The organism is Pseudazoarcus sp. NS34, assembly GCF_059703725.1.
The window spans coordinates 256,044-273,574 of the sequence record NZ_BAAKIZ010000002.1 but is presented as its reverse complement, the minus strand read 5'-3'; the positions used below and the strand labels follow the sequence as shown (position 1 = coordinate 273,574).

17 protein-coding genes are annotated in these 17,531 nt (G+C 63.6%); 7 read left to right on the top strand and 10 right to left on the bottom strand.

Annotated elements, in window-relative coordinates; all coding sequences use genetic code 11:
- Positions 1–47 precede the first annotated feature (47 nt).
- Positions 48–2,945 carry an adenosylcobalamin-dependent ribonucleoside-diphosphate reductase gene (locus tag AC6H0N_RS07635; RefSeq protein WP_497573500.1) on the bottom strand — a complete coding sequence of 966 codons (2,898 nt, stop codon included), beginning with the start codon at positions 2,943–2,945 and terminating at the stop codon, positions 48–50.
- 290 nt (positions 2,946–3,235) lie between these two features.
- Positions 3,236–4,189, bottom strand: coding sequence for a cation diffusion facilitator family transporter (locus AC6H0N_RS07630; RefSeq protein ID WP_497573499.1), 954 nt, complete (start codon positions 4,187–4,189; stop codon positions 3,236–3,238).
- A gap of 61 nt (positions 4,190–4,250) precedes the next feature.
- Here AC6H0N_RS07630 and AC6H0N_RS07625 point away from each other — a divergent pair, with 61 nt between their 5' ends.
- Positions 4,251–5,084, top strand: a complete 834-nt coding sequence (locus tag AC6H0N_RS07625; protein ID WP_497573978.1) for an endonuclease/exonuclease/phosphatase family protein — start codon at positions 4,251–4,253, stop codon at positions 5,082–5,084.
- A gap of 4 nt (positions 5,085–5,088) precedes the next feature.
- Here AC6H0N_RS07625 and AC6H0N_RS07620 read toward each other — a convergent pair whose 3' ends face one another.
- On the bottom strand, positions 5,089–5,895 hold the full coding sequence (locus tag AC6H0N_RS07620) for a DUF2189 domain-containing protein (RefSeq protein WP_497573498.1): 807 nt from the start codon (positions 5,893–5,895) through the stop codon (positions 5,089–5,091).
- Positions 5,896–5,966: 71 nt separating this feature from the next.
- Positions 5,967–6,179 (bottom strand): YdcH family protein, encoded by a 213-nt coding sequence (locus AC6H0N_RS07615; RefSeq protein ID WP_497573497.1) that lies wholly within the window; start codon positions 6,177–6,179, stop codon positions 5,967–5,969.
- Positions 6,180–6,362: 183 nt separating this feature from the next.
- Between AC6H0N_RS07615 and AC6H0N_RS07610 the strand changes: the two genes are divergently transcribed.
- The 3 genes from AC6H0N_RS07610 to htpG all read left to right on the top strand — a co-directional run bounded on the left by AC6H0N_RS07610 (position 6,363) and on the right by htpG (position 9,172).
- Complete coding sequence (locus AC6H0N_RS07610) at positions 6,363–6,596, top strand: DUF3567 family protein (protein WP_497573496.1); 234 nt, start codon at positions 6,363–6,365, stop codon at positions 6,594–6,596.
- Positions 6,597–6,624: 28 nt separating this feature from the next.
- Positions 6,625–7,179 carry a transcription elongation factor GreB gene (gene greB / locus AC6H0N_RS07605; protein WP_497573495.1) on the top strand — a complete coding sequence of 185 codons (555 nt, stop codon included), beginning with the start codon at positions 6,625–6,627 and terminating at the stop codon, positions 7,177–7,179.
- Positions 7,180–7,243: 64 nt separating this feature from the next.
- On the top strand, positions 7,244–9,172 hold the full coding sequence (htpG, locus tag AC6H0N_RS07600; protein WP_497573494.1) for a molecular chaperone HtpG: 1,929 nt from the start codon (positions 7,244–7,246) through the stop codon (positions 9,170–9,172).
- A 38-nt stretch (positions 9,173–9,210) separates the two neighbouring features.
- On the opposite strand, the gene AC6H0N_RS07595 is transcribed toward htpG, so the two are convergent.
- A complete protein-coding gene (locus tag AC6H0N_RS07595; RefSeq protein ID WP_497573493.1) occupies positions 9,211–10,650 on the bottom strand; it encodes a chloride channel protein in 1,440 nt (479 codons plus the stop codon).
- 128 nt (positions 10,651–10,778) lie between these two features.
- Between AC6H0N_RS07595 and AC6H0N_RS07590 the strand changes: the two genes are divergently transcribed.
- On the top strand, positions 10,779–11,297 hold the full coding sequence (locus AC6H0N_RS07590; protein WP_497573492.1) for a MarR family winged helix-turn-helix transcriptional regulator: 519 nt from the start codon (positions 10,779–10,781) through the stop codon (positions 11,295–11,297).
- Positions 11,298–11,338: 41 nt separating this feature from the next.
- Here AC6H0N_RS07590 and AC6H0N_RS07585 read toward each other — a convergent pair whose 3' ends face one another.
- Complete coding sequence (locus AC6H0N_RS07585; protein WP_497573491.1) at positions 11,339–12,697, bottom strand: EAL and HDOD domain-containing protein; 1,359 nt, start codon at positions 12,695–12,697, stop codon at positions 11,339–11,341.
- A 257-nt stretch (positions 12,698–12,954) separates the two neighbouring features.
- Here AC6H0N_RS07585 and AC6H0N_RS07580 point away from each other — a divergent pair, with 257 nt between their 5' ends.
- Complete coding sequence (locus tag AC6H0N_RS07580) at positions 12,955–13,278, top strand: c-type cytochrome (RefSeq protein ID WP_497573490.1); 324 nt, start codon at positions 12,955–12,957, stop codon at positions 13,276–13,278.
- A 4-nt stretch (positions 13,279–13,282) separates the two neighbouring features.
- A complete protein-coding gene (locus AC6H0N_RS07575) occupies positions 13,283–13,609 on the top strand; it encodes a c-type cytochrome (RefSeq protein ID WP_497573489.1) in 327 nt (108 codons plus the stop codon).
- 56 nt (positions 13,610–13,665) lie between these two features.
- Here the strand turns inward: AC6H0N_RS07575 and AC6H0N_RS07570 are convergent, their stop codons facing one another.
- From AC6H0N_RS07570 to rsxE, 4 genes are all read right to left on the bottom strand, one after another.
- The gene (locus AC6H0N_RS07570) at positions 13,666–15,525 is read right to left on the bottom strand and encodes a M48 family metalloprotease (protein WP_497573488.1); all 1,860 of its coding nucleotides are present in this window, start codon (positions 15,523–15,525) and stop codon (positions 13,666–13,668) included.
- A 5-nt stretch (positions 15,526–15,530) separates the two neighbouring features.
- A complete protein-coding gene (locus AC6H0N_RS07565; protein WP_497573487.1) occupies positions 15,531–16,121 on the bottom strand; it encodes a LemA family protein in 591 nt (196 codons plus the stop codon).
- 75 nt (positions 16,122–16,196) lie between these two features.
- On the bottom strand, positions 16,197–16,829 hold the full coding sequence (nth, locus tag AC6H0N_RS07560) for an endonuclease III (RefSeq protein WP_497573486.1): 633 nt from the start codon (positions 16,827–16,829) through the stop codon (positions 16,197–16,199).
- Positions 16,826–17,521 carry an electron transport complex subunit RsxE gene (gene rsxE, locus AC6H0N_RS07555; RefSeq protein WP_497573485.1) on the bottom strand — a complete coding sequence of 232 codons (696 nt, stop codon included), beginning with the start codon at positions 17,519–17,521 and terminating at the stop codon, positions 16,826–16,828. Before rsxE ends, nth begins: the two co-directional genes overlap by 4 nt.
- Positions 17,522–17,531 lie beyond the last annotated feature (10 nt).

Genomic DNA, 17,531 nt, shown 5'->3' with positions numbered 1-17,531 from the left:
GCGCCTTCATTTTTCCGCCGGTCAGGCCAGCTTGAGCGGGGTAGAGGTCAGCCGCAAGTGCCGACCGCACCGCAGGCGGTGCAGAAGTCGCAGCCGTCCTTGCGGATCACCGAGTGGTTGCCGCACTCGGAGCACTGGCCGCCCTGCATCACTTCCGGGTCGCTACCCTTGTGCGGGGCTTCGAGGATGCCCATTTCGCGGGTCGGATAGCCTTCTTCATTGAGCACGCCGAGCATGGCGTAGCGGTGGATGATGAGGCGGGCCATGTAGGCCACCGTGCTCGGGAAGTTCTGCTGGCGGCGCGTACCCGGCACGAAAGCCATGAAGTCGCCCAGCGGTTCCGGGTAGCTCAGCAGCTTGCGCAGCTTCATGCCGATCCAGGCCGGGTCCATCACGCGCATGTCGAGCGCGAGGATGCGCGTCAGGCCGTCGAGGGCGCGCGGGTAGTTGCCGGACAGCCACACCGAGTACGGGCGGGTGACGCCGTCGGGCAGCGTGATTTCCTTGAGGCCCAGCACGAAGTCTTCATTGGTGGCCGGGTTGGCGATGTCGACCGTCCAGGACAGCGTGCCGTCGGTGCCGGTTTTCGGCTCCTGCAGGCTGAACAGGGTGTCGAGCACCGGCGTCGGGGCGTCGCCTTCCAGCGCCTTGAGCTTTTCGCAGCGGTGACGCACGACCTGGGCGAAGGCCGAGACCACGCCCGGGAACATCTTCTTCTCGCCATGCGGCGGGAAAGGCATTTCGAAGGACTTCTCGCCGATGGTCTGGGCCAGCGTCTCGAGCTTGAGCTTGAGCCAGCCGCGGTCGTTGGCACGCATGTCCATCGACAGCGTCTTGGCCACCGCGCCGAGGCCGCGCGGCTGGTCGGCGCCGTTCACCCACACTTCAAACGGGAAGGCGTCGTGGCCCTTGGCGTCGGTGGTGAAGTTGCCTTCGCTGTCGCGCTCGATGTGGCCGACGAACAGCGCGAACTCGCCCTGCGGGCTGTTGAGCATGTAGGTCCAGGCCATGTTGCCGTCCGGCATGTCGGGGCGGCCGGGCCAGCGCAGGCTGGACAGCACCGGTGCGGGCAGGCTCTTGATCGACAGGCGGCGGTTGGGGTCGGTGAGTTCGACGTCCTGCGGCTGCTTCTGCTCTTCGGTCGGGGTCACAGACAGCACCGAGCCCAGCACGCTGTTCGGGCGATAGGTCGCCAGACCCTTGAGGCCAGCCTTCCAGGCGCTCATGTAGAGGTCTTCGAAGTCGGCGTAGGGGTAGTCAGCCGGCACGTTCACCGTCTTGGAGATGGACGTGTCGACGTACGGAGCAACGGCCGCGACGATGTTCTTGTGCGCTTCGGCCGAAATTTCCAGCGCGGTGACGAAGTACGGCGGGAGCTTGGTGACGTCGCCTCCGCCATGCTTGTACAGACGCCATGCGTAGTCTTCGACGGCGTATTCCTTGAAGGTGCCGTCGGCCATGCGCTTGCGGCGCGTGTAGGTGTAGGAGAACGGCGGCTCGATGCCGTTGGAGGCGTTGTCGGCAAAGGCCAGCGAGATCGTGCCGGTGGGCGCGATCGACAGCAGGTGCGAGTTGCGGATGCCGTGCTTGCGGATCTTCTCTTTCACGTCGTTGGGCAGGCGCGAGGCAAAGTTGCCGCCCGACAGGTACATGTCGGAGTTGAACAGCGGGAAGGCGCCGCGCTCGACGGCCAGCTCGACCGAGGCGAGATAGGCGCGGTTGCGCATGTACTCGGCGATCTTGGTGGCCATGGCGCAAGCGTCCGGCGTGTCGTAGCGCAGGCACAGCATGATCAGTGCGTCGCCCAGGCCGGTGAAGCCCAGGCCTACGCGGCGCTTGTTCTGCGCTTCGCGGTGTTGCTCTTCGAGCGGCCAGTGAGTGGCCTCGAGCACGTTGTCGAGCATGCGCGTGGAGACGTCAACGACCTTGCCGAAGCCGTCGAAGTCGAAGCTGGCCTTGTCGGTGAACGGATTCTTCACGAACGGGGTGAGGTTGATCGACCCCAGGCAGCAGCAGCCATACGGCGGCAGCGGCTGTTCAGCGCAGGGGTTGGTGGCCTCGATGGTCTCGCAATAGTTCAGGTTGTTGTCCTGGTTCATGCGGTCCAGGAACAGGATGCCCGGCTCGGCGTGATCGTAGGTCGAGCGCATGACCTGGTCCCACAGGTCGCGTGCGCGCACCTTGCGGTACACCCACATGCCGTCGTCGCGCTGGTAGGCACCGGCTTCGCGCAGTTCAGCGGTCGGTTCGGCCTTGTGAACCAGCTCGACGTCGGTGTCTTTCTCGACCGCCGTCATGAACGGGTCGGTCACACCCAACGAGATGTTGAAGTTGGTGAGGTCGCCCTGGTCCTTGGCGTGGATGAAGTCCTCGATGTCCGGGTGGTCGCAGCGCAGCACGCCCATTTGCGCGCCGCGGCGGGCACCGGCGGACTCGACGGTTTCGCACGAGCGGTCAAACACACGCATGTACGACACCGGGCCGGAGGCATTGGACTGGGTGCCCTTGACCATTGCGCCTTTCGGGCGGATGGAGGAGAAGTCGTAGCCGACACCGCCGCCGCGGCGCATGGTTTCAGCGGCCTGGGCCAGTGCGGTGTAGATGCCGGGGCGGCCATCGACGGACTCGGTGACCGAGTCGCCGACCGGTTGCACGAAGCAGTTGATCAGGGTGGCGGCGAGCTTGGTGCCGGCGGCGCTGTTGATGCGGCCTGCGGGCACGAAACCGTTTTCCTGCGCTTCGAGGAACTTGGCTTCCCAGTGAGCGCGTTTGTCTTCTTTTTCAACCGCGGCGAGGGCGCGCGCAACGCGGGCGCGCACTTCGGCGATGCTGGTTTCGCCGTTCTTGGCGTACTTCTCGACCAGCACTTCGGCGCAGATTTCCTGCTCTTTCAGCGTGCTGGCATCGGCGCGAATCGCGGCGGGGGCGGAGTTCTTGGCGCTCATGATTTCGGGAGGGCTCCATGTTTGTTGCGGGACAGACCGAAGCATAGCCCCTGAATGCGCTTTCTGCAAAAAATTAAAAACACGTAAAAACAGTAACTTATGCGTTCCAACGGTATGCGCCACAGTGGTGCGCAACTAGATGTAGTAGTACTTTTGTAGTGCATTTCGGGGCTTAAACGCAGCAAATTCAAGGTGCTTCCGCTGGGTTTCTCAAACGAAAACGGCCGTGACGGACCGCGAAAAAATTTGCAGCAAGATGTCTCCAGGTGTGTCTCGGGCGCAACGTCGACTCACTCGGGGGGCGTGTGCCGCGGCGGTGCAAAGCGGATCACCTGACGTTCCGGTATTTCGGGTTGCAGCGTTACATGGCCGATACCGAAGTGTTCGCGCAGCAGCGCCTGCAGACGCCGCAAAACCTCGGGCCAGTCTTCACCGCGCATCAGCACGATGTGCGCCGACAGCGCGGTCTCACGCGAATCCAGGCTCCAGATGTGCAGGTCGTGCACCGAAGTGACGCCTTCGATGCTGGCCATTTCCGTGCCAACCGTATCCAGCGAAATCCGCGGTGGCACCCCGTCGAGCAGGGTATGGGTGGCCTGGCGCAACAGACGTAGTGTGGCGGCCAGGATCAGGCCGCAGATCAGCACCGACAGCAGCGGATCGATTGGCGTCCAGCCGGTGAAATGGATCACTGCCCCGGCAATCAGTGCGGCCACCGAGCCAAGCAGGTCGCCCATCACATGCAGCAGCGCCGCACGCGTGTTGAGGTTGGATTCGCCGCGCGACAGCAGCCAGGCCACGATCACATTGACCGCCAGACCGATGGCCGCGACCAGCATCACCGCCAGGCCATCCACAGCGCGCGGCGTCGTCAGTCGCTCGACGGCGTGCCATACGATGATGCCGACCACGATCAGCATGGCCAGCGCGTTGACGAAGCCGGCCAACGTCTCGACACGGCGCAGTCCGTAGCTGTGCGTGGAGCTGGCAGGCAGGACGGACAGGCGCGCGGCTACCGCCGCCAGCGCCAGCGCCATGCTGTCGGTAACCATGTGGCCCGCATCCGACAAGAGAGCCAGCGAGCCGGACCACCAGCCTGCCACGGCCTCCACGATGGCGAAGCCGAGCGTGAGCAGCAGCGCAAAAGTCAGGACGCGTGAGGAGGCGTTGTGGGCGTGGTCGTGGTGATCGTGGTGTTCATGACCGTGAGCGTGATCATGGTGGTGGTCGTGGTGATGCGCCATCGGAGTATCGTTCTCGTGGAATGGGCGAGCCTGAGCTCGCGGCCCTAGGGGAGGCTACATGATGCGCATCATCAGCTGGAACATTCAATGGGGGCGAGGCGCGGATGGCCGCGTGGATCTCGCACGCACGGTGGAGGCGCTGCGCGCGCTGGGGCCGGCCGAGATCATCTGCCTGCAGGAAGTCACGCGCGGCTTCGTTTCGCTGTCAGGCGAGCCGGATGACGAGGTGGCCGTGCTGTCTGCCGCTTTCCCGCAGCACGAGGCGGTGTTCGCGGCGGGAGTGGATGTGCCGGGTGAAAGCGGCGGGCGCGGTCAGTTCGGCAATCTGCTGCTGTCGTCGCTGCCGGTGTTGCAGATACTGCGCCATGCCTTGCCGTTTCCGGCCGACCCGAAGGTGCCGGGTATGCCACGTTGCTGTCTGGAAGCCGTGGTGGATTCGCCCTTCGGCCCGCTGCGCGTGCTGACCACGCATCTTGAGTACTACTCGGGGCGTCAGCGCCGCGCGCAGATTGCCGCGCTGCAGGCACTGCAGCAGGAAGCCTCGGAACATGCCGTGCAGACGACGCGTGGCAAGGACGGGAACCCCGCCTTTGCGGCCCGCCCCCGCCCCGAGCAGACCGTGCTGTGCGGGGATTTCAACATGGAGCCGTCATCCGACGACTACGCTGCAATGGAGGCACCACGATCTCCGTGGCGGGATGCGTGGCGCGTTGCGCACGGAAGTGGACCGCACGCAGCCAGTGTCGGCCTGCACGGCGCCGACTGGCCGGGTCGCCAATACTGCTGCGATTACTTCTGGGTGTCCGCGCCGCTGGCGACGCGCGTGCGAGATGTGCGTGTGGATGCCGTCACTCCGGCATCCGATCATCAGCCGCTGGTGCTCGATCTGGCGTAGGGCTTCAGGCCGGCGTGTGTTCGGCGTCCAGCGGTTCGATCAGGTCGCGGTAGGCGTGCCAGGTGGCGTGACCGACGATGGGCATCAGCACGACCAGCCCGAGGTGGAAGGTCATGAAGCCGATCAGCGTGAAGCCGACGATGATGATGGCCCAGACGATCATGGCCATCGGATTGAGCAGCAGCGCGCCGACACTGCCGAGCATCGACGACACCGCGTCCTGGTTGCGATCGAGCATCAGCGGCAACGAACACAGGCTGAAGGCGAAGGCGACCGTGGCGAAGATCAGACCAACCCCGGTGTAAATGGCAAGAAACTGCAGGTTTTCAGCGACCAGAAGTTGCTTGAGAAAGCCGGACAGGTTGGGCATCTCGGTGGTGTAGAACAGCGCAAAGATGACCAGCGAGGCTCGCGCCCACACGATGAACACGATGCCCAGCACGACGGCGAATATGCCGATGTTGCCGGCGTTGCGTTTCCATACCGTGAGAGTGGGCGTCAGTGAACAGCCTTCGCCACGCTCGTGGCGGCGACTGATCTCGTACAGGCCCATGGCCAGAAAAGGCCCGAGCAGCAGGAAGCCGGAGGTCACGGCCATGGCGTACTCGTAGGCATGCTCGAAGACGAAGGTCATCAGCAGGCCCATGCCGGCAAAGCAGAAACCGTAGAACAGGCTCGGCACCGGGCAGCTTTTCAGATCGCCGATGCCGCGGGCGATCCAGCGAAAAGGCGCGGTGGCCGGGATGTTTCTGGGGCGCGGAAAGGGCAGGCCCTCATCCTCACCGTTGGCAGCGTTGCCGGATTGCGACATCTCTCCCTCCTGTTGGCGTCGAACCATTTTTGTTTTTTGTGTTCTTCTACAGTAGCGGGCTCGGCATACGCTCAGGCTGAATCGCCTGGTTCGACGATGCGTTCTAGGGCCGTCATGCGGTCCTTCAGTGCGAGCTTTCTTTTCTTCAGACGCCGGAGCATCAGCACGTCGTCTATCGGAGTCTCGGCAAGTCGCGCGATGGCGGCGTCGAGATCGCGATGTTCTTCACGCAGTTGTTCAAGTTGTAGACGCAGTACGCCGAGTTCTGAATCTGTCTCGCTCATGCTGCGATGATCCGGCTGGCCTTGACGCCTGCTATGGTAGGCGTGCACCGGAGCGATGACAACATGGTTCTTGGAACATTGGAGGGACTTGAAAATACGCCGCGCGGCGTCATCTAGTAAGCTGGAAGTAAGCTTGATGTAGTCCGAGCAGTTTCACCTGACCACAGTGAAAGGAGTGCCAAAATGATGCGAATCGTTTGCAATAGCCCGGATCTTTATGTGGTCGACTATCCCGCCATCGACGCCGTCGAAGTTATCGACAAGCGTGTCGGCAGAGGTGTGCTGATGCGCGACGAGGCGGCCCAGCGCTTCCGCGCCGAACTCGAGGAATGGGCCGAATCGGCCGATCCCGACACGCTCGAATCCTTCATCTGCCACTACGGCGCCTTGATGACGCAGAACGCGATCTATCATTGACGCCCCATCTACCACCTGACGGCAGGGCATGAGCAAGGCATTCACCAAGGAAAACGACGGCGACGAGGACGAGCAGGATGTCCCCGCCGCCGTTCGTCTGCCGCCAGGCACCAAGAACTACATCACCCGACGTGGTTACGATGTGTTGCGTAACGAGCTCGAAGAGCTCGTCAAGCGCGAGCGTCCCAAACTCGTGGAGGTCGTTGCCTGGGCCGCAGGCAACGGCGATCGCTCCGAGAATGGTGACTACATCTACGGCAAGAAACGCCTGCGCGAGATCGATCGCCGTATCCGTTTCCTGATCAAACGCATCGAAAGCGCAGAAGTCATCGACCCCGAATTACAGACCGGCAACGATCAGGTGTTCTTCGGCGCGACCGTCACCATTGACGACGTTGAGGGCGGCAACGAACAGACCTGGCAAATTGTCGGCGTGGACGAAACCGACGCCAGCAACGGCCGCATCAGCTGGATCGCGCCCTTGTCGCGCGCGCTGATCAAGGCGCGAGAGGGCGATGTCGTGCGCTTCGTCAGCCCGGCCGGGCCGCGCGAGATCGAGGTGATCGAGGTGCGTTATATCTGAGGGCTTGAAATCCGCGCGGTAGCGCCCATATCGCATCCGTTGATCAACTCACGGAGTCGAAGGGATGTCCCAGACCGCCACCGCGCAAACGCATGCTTTTCAGGCCGAGGTGAAGCAGCTGCTTCACCTGATGATCCATTCCCTGTATTCCAACCGCGAAATCTTCCTGCGCGAGCTGGTTTCGAACGCTTCCGATGCGTGCGACAAGCTGCGCTTCGAGGGGCTCGACAATGGTTCGCTGTTCGAGAATGACGCCGAACTGAAGATCCGCGTGGGCTACGACAAGGCCGCCCGCACCGTAACGGTGTCGGACAACGGCATCGGCATGAGTGCCGATGAAGTCGTTTCACATCTGGGCACCATTGCCAAGTCGGGCACCAAGGAGTTTTTCGGTCAGCTCACCGGCGACCGCCAGAAGGATGCCAATCTGATCGGGCAGTTTGGCGTGGGCTTTTATTCGGCCTTCATCGTTGCCGACAAGGTCACCGTGGAGACGCGCCGCGCAGGCTTGCCGGCTGCGGCTGGTGTGCGTTGGGAATGCTCGATGACCGGCGAGAGCGCCGGCGAATATTCCACCGAGCAGATCGACAAGGCCGATCGCGGCACGACCATCACGCTACACCTGCGCGAAGACCAGGACGACCTGCTGTCGGGCTGGCAACTGCGCAGCCTGATCCGCAAGTACTCCGACCACATCGTCCAGCCCATCGTGATGAAGAAGGAAGAGTGGGATCAGGACAAGAGCGAGCAGGTCGTGACGGACGAGGATGAGACCGTCAACCAGGCCAGCGCCTTGTGGGCCAGATCGAAGAACGACATCACCGACGACGAATACAAGGCCTTCTACAAGCACGTCGGCCACGATTACGACGAGCCGCTCGCCTGGGCGCACAACCGCGTCGAAGGCCGGCACGAATACACCCAGCTGCTGTACGTGCCGCAGCACGCGCCGTTCGACCTGTGGGACCGCAATGCACGCCATGGCGTGAAGCTGTATGTGAAGCGCGTGTTCATCATGGACGACGCCGAGAAGCTGTTGCCGACCTATCTGCGCTTCGTACGCGGGGTAGTGGATTCGGCCGACCTGCCGCTCAACGTCTCGCGCGAGATCCTGCAGGAGAGCAAGGACATCGACACCATCCGCGCGGGCTGCACCAAGCGTGTGCTGGGCCTGCTCGAAGACCTGGCGACCAGCGACGAGGCGGCCAGCCAGGAGAAGTACGCAAGCTTCTGGAATGAATTCGGCAAGGTGCTGAAGGAGGGCGTCGGTGAAGACGCCACCAACAAGGACAAGATCGCCGGGCTGTTGCGCTTTGCCTCGACGCAGGCCGACACGCCGGACGAGCTTGTCTCGCTTGCTGACTACATCGGCCGCATGAAGGAAGGGCAGGACAAGATCTATTACGTCACTGCCGAGACCTTCAACGCCGCGAAGAACAGCCCGCATCTGGAAATCTTCCGCAAGAAGGGCATCGAGGTGCTGTTGTTGTCCGATCGCGTCGACGAGTGGGTCACCGGCAACCTCACCGAGTTTGACGGCAAGGCGCTGGTCTCCGTCGCCAAGGGCGGCCTCGATCTGGGCGAGCTGGAGAACGAGGAAGAGAAGAAAGAAGTCGAGAAGGCCGCCGACGAATTCAAGGAACTCCTCGAGAAGATGCAGACCAGTCTTGGCGAGCGTGTGAAGGAAGTGCGTGTAACGCACCGTCTGACTGATTCGCCGGCGTGCCTGGTGGCGGATGAGCACGACGTAGGCATGAATCTGTCGCGCATCCTCAAGGCAGCCGGTCAGAACGCGCCGATGTCCAAGCCGATCCTCGAGATCAACCCGACACACCCGGCGGTGCTGCGCCTGAAGCATGAGGAAGCCAGTTTTGATGACTGGGCGGCAGTGCTGTTTGATCAGGCCCTGCTCGCCGAGGGCGGGGCGCTGGATGATCCGGCGACCTTCGTCAAACGCATTAACCAGCTGATGCTGGCGATGAGCGGGAACTGACCCGCTGCACGATCAAAAGGCCGCTTGCGCGGCCTTTTTTATTTGCGGGGTTCCGTATCCGGAGCTTCCGACGGCGCCTCCGGTGAGGCGTCCGGCGGAGGCGGCGTGGGTGGCGGCGCGTGCTCGCGCCTGACCTCGGCTTCGGTCCGGCGCAGCAAAGGATAGGCCAGTGCCTGATACAGCGGCACCGGTGACACGGTGCGCGCGATGGCGTGTGCAATCACCGAGGTTGCCATCAGCGGCAGCAGCATGTGGTGGTTGTCGGTCATTTCCATGACGATCACGAAGGAGGTGATCGGCGTCTGCGTCATCGCCGACAGGAAGGCCACCATGCCCAGCGCGAGGATGGCCGAGGCCTGCTCCGGTGGCAGGAACCAGGCCACGTTGGCGCCCAGACCCGCGCCCACCGCGACGGCTGGCGCAAAGATGCCTCCCGGAATGCGGCTGACGAAGACCAGCCAGATCACGAACATCTTCGCCAGCAGGAAGTACATTGGCAGCGGCGTGATGCCTTCCAGCGCGTTCTTGGTCTCGTCGTATCCGGTGCCGTAAGTCAGGCCACCGCTGGTCAGGCCCACCAGGGCCGTCGCCAGACCACAGCCGGCGGCAAAGAGGACCGGCCGGTTGGTGGAGAACTCGCCGAGTTTCCCCGGCAGACCGCGCGAGGAGGCGATCAGGATGCGGCTGAACAGTCCGCCGAACAGTCCACCGAACAGGCCGCACAAAATGATGGGCCAGATGCCGGCCGGCCACTGCAGGGTGGCTGGTGTGGAGCCGAAATAGGTGTAGCCGCCCAATACTGCCAGCGACATCAGACCGGCGAAAATCACACTGGTCAGAGTGGTGTTGTTGGCCTGAAAGGCGCGGTAGCGGCACATTTCCTCGATCGCGAACATGATGCCGCCGAGCGGGGTGTTGAAGGCAGCAGCCACGCCGGCGCCGCTGCCCGCGACGATCAGGTCGCGGCTTGATGCAATGCGGTTCTTGCGCCGTCGGCCGTAGAGCGCGTGCATGATTGACGCGCCGATCTGCACCGAGGGGCCTTCGCGGCCCACCGAGGCCCCACACAGCAGCGCGCCCAGCGTGAGGAACACCTTGGCGATGGCAATGCGGATGGACAGCAGCTTGCGGCGAATACCGCGATTGTCGGTAAGCGATGCGGCAATGGCTTGCGGGATGCCGCTGCCGAGCGTGCCGGGAATGAAGGTGCGCGCAATCCACACCAGCAACGCAAAGCCTGCCGGGGCAACAAGCAGCGTAAGCCACGGCATGTTGGTCATGACTTCGCGGTGCACCGCGATGGCCAGCTCGGCGCCGATGGCGAAGAGAATGCAGATCAGACCGGCGAACAGCGCGCCGAATACCAGCAGCAGTCGTTGGCGCCAGCGATGCAGCGACAGCCACGGCATGGCATAACGCAGGCCGCCTCGCCGGAAGTGGCGCCACGCGCGGGTTGAGGTGATGCGGAGCTGTTTCATCAGAAAGCGTGTTCCGGCTGCGGGCGACGATGCGGATGTGCGGCTTAAACGTTACGATACGCGGAATGCCGCACGGCGCAACGCAGGTGCCGCATTTCCCGCCCCGTCCAGCCTTCGGAGTGTCATTCATGCCACGCAAAAGCGCATCCTCAAGCGCGCCTTCGACCCCTGCCGCATCAGCCGTTGTTTCGCCGCTGTCGGTTTTGCAGCGCTTTCGGGTGCTGATCCGCACTGCGCAACGCCACTCGCAGTGGATCGAGCGGCAGAGCGGGGTGACCGGTGCCCAGTTGTGGGCACTGCAGGAGTTGTCCGAGAAGCCGGGCCTGCGCGTGGGCGAGCTGGCCAACCTCATGGCGCTGCACCAGTCGACCGCGTCGAACATGATCGACCGTCTCGAAACCGAAGGGCTCGTGCGCAAGGAGCGCACGGCGGCTGATCAACGCGTAGTGCGTCTGTATCTGACGGACAAGGGCAGCGATCTGCTTGCGGCTGCGCCGTCTCCCGCGCGGGGGGTGTTGCCCGAGGCTTTGCGCATGCTTGCGGTCGACGACCTCGCCCGGTTGCAGGGCGATCTGGACGTGCTGCTACGCCAGATCAAGGCCATGGATGAGGGCTTCGGCATGCAGCCTTTGCCGTTTACTGAGTGACTGCGTCGCGGGCGATACGTCAGCCAGCTTGAGCGTCCGCTTCACGGATTGACGTCAAGCGCCCACCACAGGGCCTGCATGTAGGCGTCGGCGGCATTTTCGGTGCTTAGCTGACAGTCGCTGGCAAGGCGACCGATGCATTCGGTGTCGCCCTGTTCCCATGCAATCGCCAGATCCAGCAGGCGTGCGTGCGGGCCGGTATCGTCGAGTACGGCGCTGCGAATGTCGTCGGCCACTGCCAGGGCGTCGAGAGCCTTGTGCAGGTCGGCTTGCATGACGACGTCGACGAGCGACAGCAAGCCGACCAGAAACAGCGTTTCCCCGTCGCGCCCGGTGGCATCGCCGAGCAGTTCCATCATGCGTGCACGTACCAGCGCCGACTCCAGCGCCGCATGCGAGCGCCCATCCGGCGTGCAGCCGGAGAACACGGCCATCATCACCCAGCGCGTCAGTCGCTTGCGACCGACCAGATGCAGGGCTTCCTCGATGGATTGCACTTCGCGCGGCAGGCCGCCGGCAGCCGAGTTGGCATAGCGCAACATGCACAGGGCGATGGCCGCGTTGCGTTTGAGCAGGGTGACGATACGTTGATTGTCGTCATCGCCGCGCAAAGCGTCGAGCAATGGCCGGGCGTTGGCAATGTCCGCGTCGAGTTCGCGTGCGGCCCATTCTTCGCGGCGCGTGATAAACGGGCCATGAAACCAGGTTGTGCCAAGCGAATGGAAGAAATGAAAGTCGTCGAGGCTCTCGAGATTGAGCGCCAGGACCTCGATCGGCCGGCCTTGTCGCTGCAGCGCGGTGAACAGGCCTCGAACGCCTTCAGGATCGCAGCCGATGCTGTCGGTGACGATCAGGTCAACGACACCCAGCAAATGTGCGGGAATTTCGTCGGCACGCCGGGCATGCAGCGCAATGCGGAACCCTGCGCCACGTAGCGCGTGGATCTGCGGCAGCAAGGTGGCGGCCGCGGGTAGCGGTTCACCGGCAATGCTTTCCAGCGCGAGCACCGAATTACGTGGTGGCAAGCGCCGCACGCTGTCGTGTGCGAGGAAGGAATCGGGTAGTTCGACTACCGCACTTCGATGCCCGAGCAAGCGCGGCACGTCGGCCTGCAACAAGCTGCCGGTGAGTACTTCGGCATAGACGTGATGCACTACGCGGCTGCTGCGCCGGATGCGGTTACGAGTGCTTTCGCGCAGCATGAAGCGATAGCCGGCAATGCGCTGGTCGCGCCCGAGCAAGGCCTCCCGACACAGCAGGGTAGACGTGATTCCGGTCTGTTCCGGTGCCGTAGAGGCTCCCGTTTCGCGCAAGGGCGCATGACGGTTCAAGTCGTCGATGCCCTTGCTCTCAGCCTGCGCGGGGGCTCGTCGAAACCACTGGAACAAGCTTTTGAACATGCGCAATCGTTGCCGGTGAATGTGAATAGTCAGTGTATACAAACGTGGATCGCCAAGCGCTTCAATCGGGCGCACAGGAACGCTTTCCCACGTCGCCAGTGGCATTTCCGCAAATCGGCCATGGGTGTGGAACGCAGGCAACAACCGTTTGCAAACGGTCTTGCCCGCGACGTATCATCCTGACGCATCAGGGGGTTAGAAAGAGAGAATAAAAGCAGGGCACCAATAAGAATCAATCCACAACAGAGGGAGATCGTATGGTGGGGAAACGTATATTGATTGCCGTAGGGTTGGCGCTGGCATGCAGTTCAGCCGTCGCGACCGAAGGCAATCCGGAGGCCGCGAAAGACAAGCTCTCGATGTGTCAGGGCTGTCATGGCATTCCGGGTTACCGCACGGCATATCCGGAAGTCTATCCGGTGCCGCTGCTGGGCGGACAGCACGCCGAATACATCGTCAAGGCCCTGCAGGCCTATCGCGACGGTACGCGCAAGCACCCCAGCATGGTGGCGATCGCCCGCAGTCTGAGCGATCAGGACATGGCCGATCTTGCGGCCTACTATGCCCAACCGGAGAAGTGAGACGATGAAGGCTTTCGGCAAAGTTTCCTGCCTGGCGGCCCTGGTTTTCGCCGCCTCGATTCCTGCCCATGCCGGCGATGCCGAGCGCGGCAAGACCCTCTCTACCACGTGCGCGGCCTGTCACGGCCCCACTGGCACGAGTCCCGCCCCGGCTTTTCCGAACATCGGTGGCCAGATCCCCGAGTATCTTTACCGCGCATTGCTCGATTACAAGCTGGGCAATCGGGAAGACCCCATCATGACGGGGCAGGTGGCCAACCTCAGCAAGCAGGACATGAAGGATCTGGCTGCGTATTTCGGTTCACAGAGCGGCCTCAAGCAGAAGCGCTGAGGCTTAGGCAGTCAGAGAGATTCGCCGCACACCGCCGCAAGGCGGGTGCGGCTTTTTCATGCGTACTGTGTGCCGAGCAGTAGCGGTAGCGGGCAGTCCAGTGCCTGACATGTCGCGCGCAGCAACTCCAACTCCGTGGCGGTGACGTGTCCGTCGTGGAGCACCGCCGCCGCGCAGGCTTCGACCAGCTTGCGGCGAAACACCGGCTGCGTCGCAGACAATGCATCCAGCGCACGGTCGAGTTCCTCAATGGGAAAGCGTGCGGGCTGATCGTCGAACTCAGCGCGCTCGTCGAAAGGCGTCAGCTTGCGGGCCGCATCGAACGCGGCGCGGGCAGCAGCCTCGTCGGCATGTCCGGCACGCGCCAGCAGGGCAAGCAGTGCGTAGGCGCCCGTGCGCAGCGCGGCAGGGCTTGGACGGGCCTCGTGGCGGACCGCATGATGCGGCAGCAGTGCGGCTTTCAGCAGTCGGCGCGCGACGTATTCAAAGCTTGAGGTGCGGCCGTCCGCGCGAATCAGCGCATCTGCCAGTGCGACGACGGCCTCGCGATCAGCTGGGCGCAATTCGCGCAGCGCCGGCAGCGCCAGATCAAGCAGGGGGAGACGTTCGCCGGCTGGCAAGCGCGTGAGCGTGCCGGCGACGTGTTCACAGCGCTGACTGGACTCTTCGCCCAGTTGCGCCGCGATCTCGGCCAGCTGCTGCCTGCGAATGTTTTCGTGCCGCGACAGCAGCAGCGCGAACATGGTGGCGCGCGCGCCATGGGGTGTATGCAGCGTGTCCATCAGGCCATCGGGCAATCCGGCGATCAGCGCGCTGCCGGCGCTGACATCCAGCGGAGAGACAGTGCCGACACTCGCCCCGACTGATTCAGCGCTCAGGCCCGAGATGCCCTCGGGCAGCGGACTCGTGCTGCTCGACTTGGCAGCCGTGCGTTCCTGAATGCGCTTGCGCGTGCGAAACACCGGGTCGATGCGCCGAATGCGTTCGTCGATGGGCGGATGGGTTGCAAGAGCCTTCGAGAAGCGCGAGCCGGTGCCGAAGAACATGTGGCTGGCTTCCTCCGCGCGCGGATGCTCGACGCTTGATCCGATGTCCGCGATGCGCGCCAGCGCCCCGGCAATGCCGGAAGGATTGCGCGTGAACTGTACGGCCGAAGCGTCGGCGAGGAATTCGCGCTGGCGCGACACACCGGCCTTGATGACTTTGCCGCACAGGGTGCCGATGTAGCCGGCGATGACCAGCACCAGACCACCGACTGCGAAAGCGCCGCCGTTGCGCCCGCCGCCGCGCGCGCCACGCATCAGCGTGCGCCCGGCCAGGGTGAGCAGCAGGATGCCGTGCAGTACGCCGACCAGCCGCAGGTTGAGCCGCATGTCGCCATTCAGGACGTGGCTGAACTCGTGCGCGATGACGCCTTGCAGCTCGTCGCGCGAAAGCTGTTGGAGCGTGCCTTTGGTGACCGCCACAACGGCTTCGTTCGGGGTTGCGCCCGCGGCGAAGGCATTGATGCCGGCCTCGGCGTCAAGCACGTACACCGGTGGCGCCGGAATGCCCGAGGCGATGGCCATTTCCTCGACAACATTGACCAGGCGACGCTCCAGTGGGTGCGTCGTCGAGCGCTCGACCAGCCGACCGCCGAGTTCTTCGGCAATGCGCGCGCCGCCGCTACGGGCCAGCACCGCAATCTTGTAGGCGGAGCCGCCGGCAATCACGCCGCCGACGCCGAGTAGCACGACCACGAAGAGCTCAAGCTTCCACGGCGAGCCGGGGTTGAACGGATCGCTGGTGAAGAAATGCAGAGCCAGCGCAGTGGTGACGTAGACGGTGGCGATGATGCCGATCACCGCCAGCGCAAACCACAACAGCAGCCAACGAGAGCTGCGCCGCGCGTGATCCTGGGCCGAAAAGAAATCCACGGCGGTCAGGAGCCGAAGTTCACCTGCACGTTCTCGCGCGCTTCAAGCTTGTCCATCTGCCATTGCTGGGCGGAGCGGAAGCCGAAGGTGTTGGCGACGATACCGTCCGGGAAGGACTCGCGCTTGATGTTGTACGACATCACCGAGTCGTTGTAGGCCTGTCGTGCGAAGGCGATGCGGTTCTCGGTGCTGGCGAGCTCTTCCTGAAGCAGGGCCATGTTCTCGTTGGCCTTGAGGTCGGGATAGGCCTCGGCGAGTGCGAAGAAGCGCCCGAGTGCGCCGCCCAGCACGCTTTCGGCCCCGATCAGCGCGCGCATTGCGCCGCCATCGGATGGATCGGCTTCAGCGTTGCTCGCGGCGGCCTTGGCTGCGTTGCGTGCCTGGATCACGGCTTCGAGCGTTTCGCGCTCGTGCTGCATGTAGGCCTTGGCCGTTTCGACCAGGTTCGGGATCAGGTCGTAGCGACGTTGCAGCTGCACGTCGATCTGCGAGAAGGCGTTGCGTACGCGGTTGCGCAGCGCGACGAGACCGTTATAGATCGCGATGACATAGACGATCAGCGCGACGAGGATGGCGAGGATGATCCAGGTGGTCATGCGCGGGCTCCCGCAGAAGTGGACTGAGTGCGAATCCTAACCCGTAAAGCGTGACGGTGGCATGGTGATCGCGCGTCAGTCCACCTTGTCTCGGAAGTCGCACAGCTCGCGCACGATGCACGCACTGCAGGCGGGCTTGCGCGCCGTGCACACATAGCGCCCGTGCAGGATCAGCCAGTGGTGAGCGTCCTTCAGGTAATCCTTGGGGATGCGGCGCATCAGCGCGTCTTCCACGGCGCGCACATCCTTGCCGGGCGCTAGCCCGGTGCGATTCGACAGGCGGAAGATATGCGTGTCGACCGCCATTACCGGATCGCCGAATACGGTATTGAGCACCACGTTGGCTGTCTTGCGGCCGACGCCGGGCAGGGCTTCGAGCGCCTCACGATCGTGCGGCACTTCGCCGCCGTGGCGTTCCAGCAGCAGGCGCGACAATGCAACCGCGTTCTTTGCCTTGTTGCGGAACAGACCGATGGTGCGGATGCACTCGGCCACACCTTCCTCGCCGAGTGTCAGGATGTCTTCGGGTGTCGGCGCCAGCGCGAACAGCTTGCGGGTGCAGATGTTCACGCTGCGATCGGTAGCCTGGGCCGAGAGCACCACGGCCACCAGCAGCTGGAAGGGCGAGCCGTATTCCAGCTCGGTGGTCGGGTTTGGGTTGGCCTCGGCCAACCGCCGGAAGAACTCGCGGATTGCCTCGCGCTTCATCCGTTGGCGATGGCTTCTTCCGCGTCGGCTGCCGGCGGAGCGGCCCGGGGCTTGCGTGCGACGGCGCGGGCGTTGATCCAGTTGAACAGCGCGATCAGGCAGCCGAGCGTGAAGAACGCGCCCGGCGGCAGGATGGAGATGAGAAAGCCGCTGTAGTCATCGCCGAAGACGTTGATGTGCGACAGCGACGGAATGATCATGTCGATGCCCGAGAACAAGGTGCCTGCGCCAAGCAGTTCGCGCGTACCGCCGAGTACAGCGAGCACCCACACCAGACCGAGGCCCATCATCACGCCATCAATGGTGGAGGAAATGGCGTCGTTCTTGGCGGCATAGGCCTCGACGCGCGCCAGCACGATGCAGTTGGTGACGATCAACGGAATAAAGATGCCGAGCACCAGGTACAACTCGTGGAACCAGGCGTTGAAAGACAGATCGACCACCGTCACCAGCGCTGCGATGACGAGGATGAACACCGGGATGCGGATTTCGTAAGGGATGAAGTTTCGCAGGCCGGCGATGGCCAGGTTGGCCACCGCCATCACCAGCACCGTGGCCAGCCCGAGACTGACGGCGTTCACCATGGTGGTGCTCACCGCGAGGATGGGGCACAGGCCGAGAAGCTGCACCAGGCCGGGGTTCTGTTTCCACAGGCCGTTGTAGCTGGTATCGCGGAATCGTTGCCAGTCCATGTTGGCTTCC

What these genes read in the sequence shown, in the direction of transcription:
- AC6H0N_RS07635 (WP_497573500.1), bottom strand. Translation starts at nt 2,945, where the DNA reads ATGAGCGCCAAGAACTCCGCCCCCGCCGCGATTCGCGCCGATGCCAGC.
- AC6H0N_RS07630 (WP_497573499.1), bottom strand. Translation starts at nt 4,189, where the DNA reads ATGGCGCATCACCACGACCACCACCATGATCACGCTCACGGTCATGAA.
- AC6H0N_RS07625 (WP_497573978.1), top strand. Translation starts at nt 4,251, where the DNA reads ATGCGCATCATCAGCTGGAACATTCAATGGGGGCGAGGCGCGGATGGC.
- AC6H0N_RS07620 (WP_497573498.1), bottom strand. Translation starts at nt 5,895, where the DNA reads ATGTCGCAATCCGGCAACGCTGCCAACGGTGAGGATGAGGGCCTGCCC.
- AC6H0N_RS07615 (WP_497573497.1), bottom strand. Translation starts at nt 6,179, where the DNA reads ATGAGCGAGACAGATTCAGAACTCGGCGTACTGCGTCTACAACTTGAA.
- AC6H0N_RS07610 (WP_497573496.1), top strand. Translation starts at nt 6,363, where the DNA reads ATGATGCGAATCGTTTGCAATAGCCCGGATCTTTATGTGGTCGACTAT.
- greB (WP_497573495.1), top strand. Translation starts at nt 6,625, where the DNA reads ATGAGCAAGGCATTCACCAAGGAAAACGACGGCGACGAGGACGAGCAG.
- htpG (WP_497573494.1), top strand. Translation starts at nt 7,244, where the DNA reads ATGTCCCAGACCGCCACCGCGCAAACGCATGCTTTTCAGGCCGAGGTG.
- AC6H0N_RS07595 (WP_497573493.1), bottom strand. Translation starts at nt 10,650, where the DNA reads ATGAAACAGCTCCGCATCACCTCAACCCGCGCGTGGCGCCACTTCCGG.
- AC6H0N_RS07590 (WP_497573492.1), top strand. Translation starts at nt 10,779, where the DNA reads ATGCCACGCAAAAGCGCATCCTCAAGCGCGCCTTCGACCCCTGCCGCA.
- AC6H0N_RS07585 (WP_497573491.1), bottom strand. Translation starts at nt 12,697, where the DNA reads ATGTTCAAAAGCTTGTTCCAGTGGTTTCGACGAGCCCCCGCGCAGGCT.
- AC6H0N_RS07580 (WP_497573490.1), top strand. Translation starts at nt 12,955, where the DNA reads ATGGTGGGGAAACGTATATTGATTGCCGTAGGGTTGGCGCTGGCATGC.
- AC6H0N_RS07575 (WP_497573489.1), top strand. Translation starts at nt 13,283, where the DNA reads ATGAAGGCTTTCGGCAAAGTTTCCTGCCTGGCGGCCCTGGTTTTCGCC.
- AC6H0N_RS07565 (WP_497573487.1), bottom strand. Translation starts at nt 16,121, where the DNA reads ATGACCACCTGGATCATCCTCGCCATCCTCGTCGCGCTGATCGTCTAT.
- nth (WP_497573486.1), bottom strand. Translation starts at nt 16,829, where the DNA reads ATGAAGCGCGAGGCAATCCGCGAGTTCTTCCGGCGGTTGGCCGAGGCC.
- rsxE (WP_497573485.1), bottom strand. Translation starts at nt 17,521, where the DNA reads ATGGACTGGCAACGATTCCGCGATACCAGCTACAACGGCCTGTGGAAA.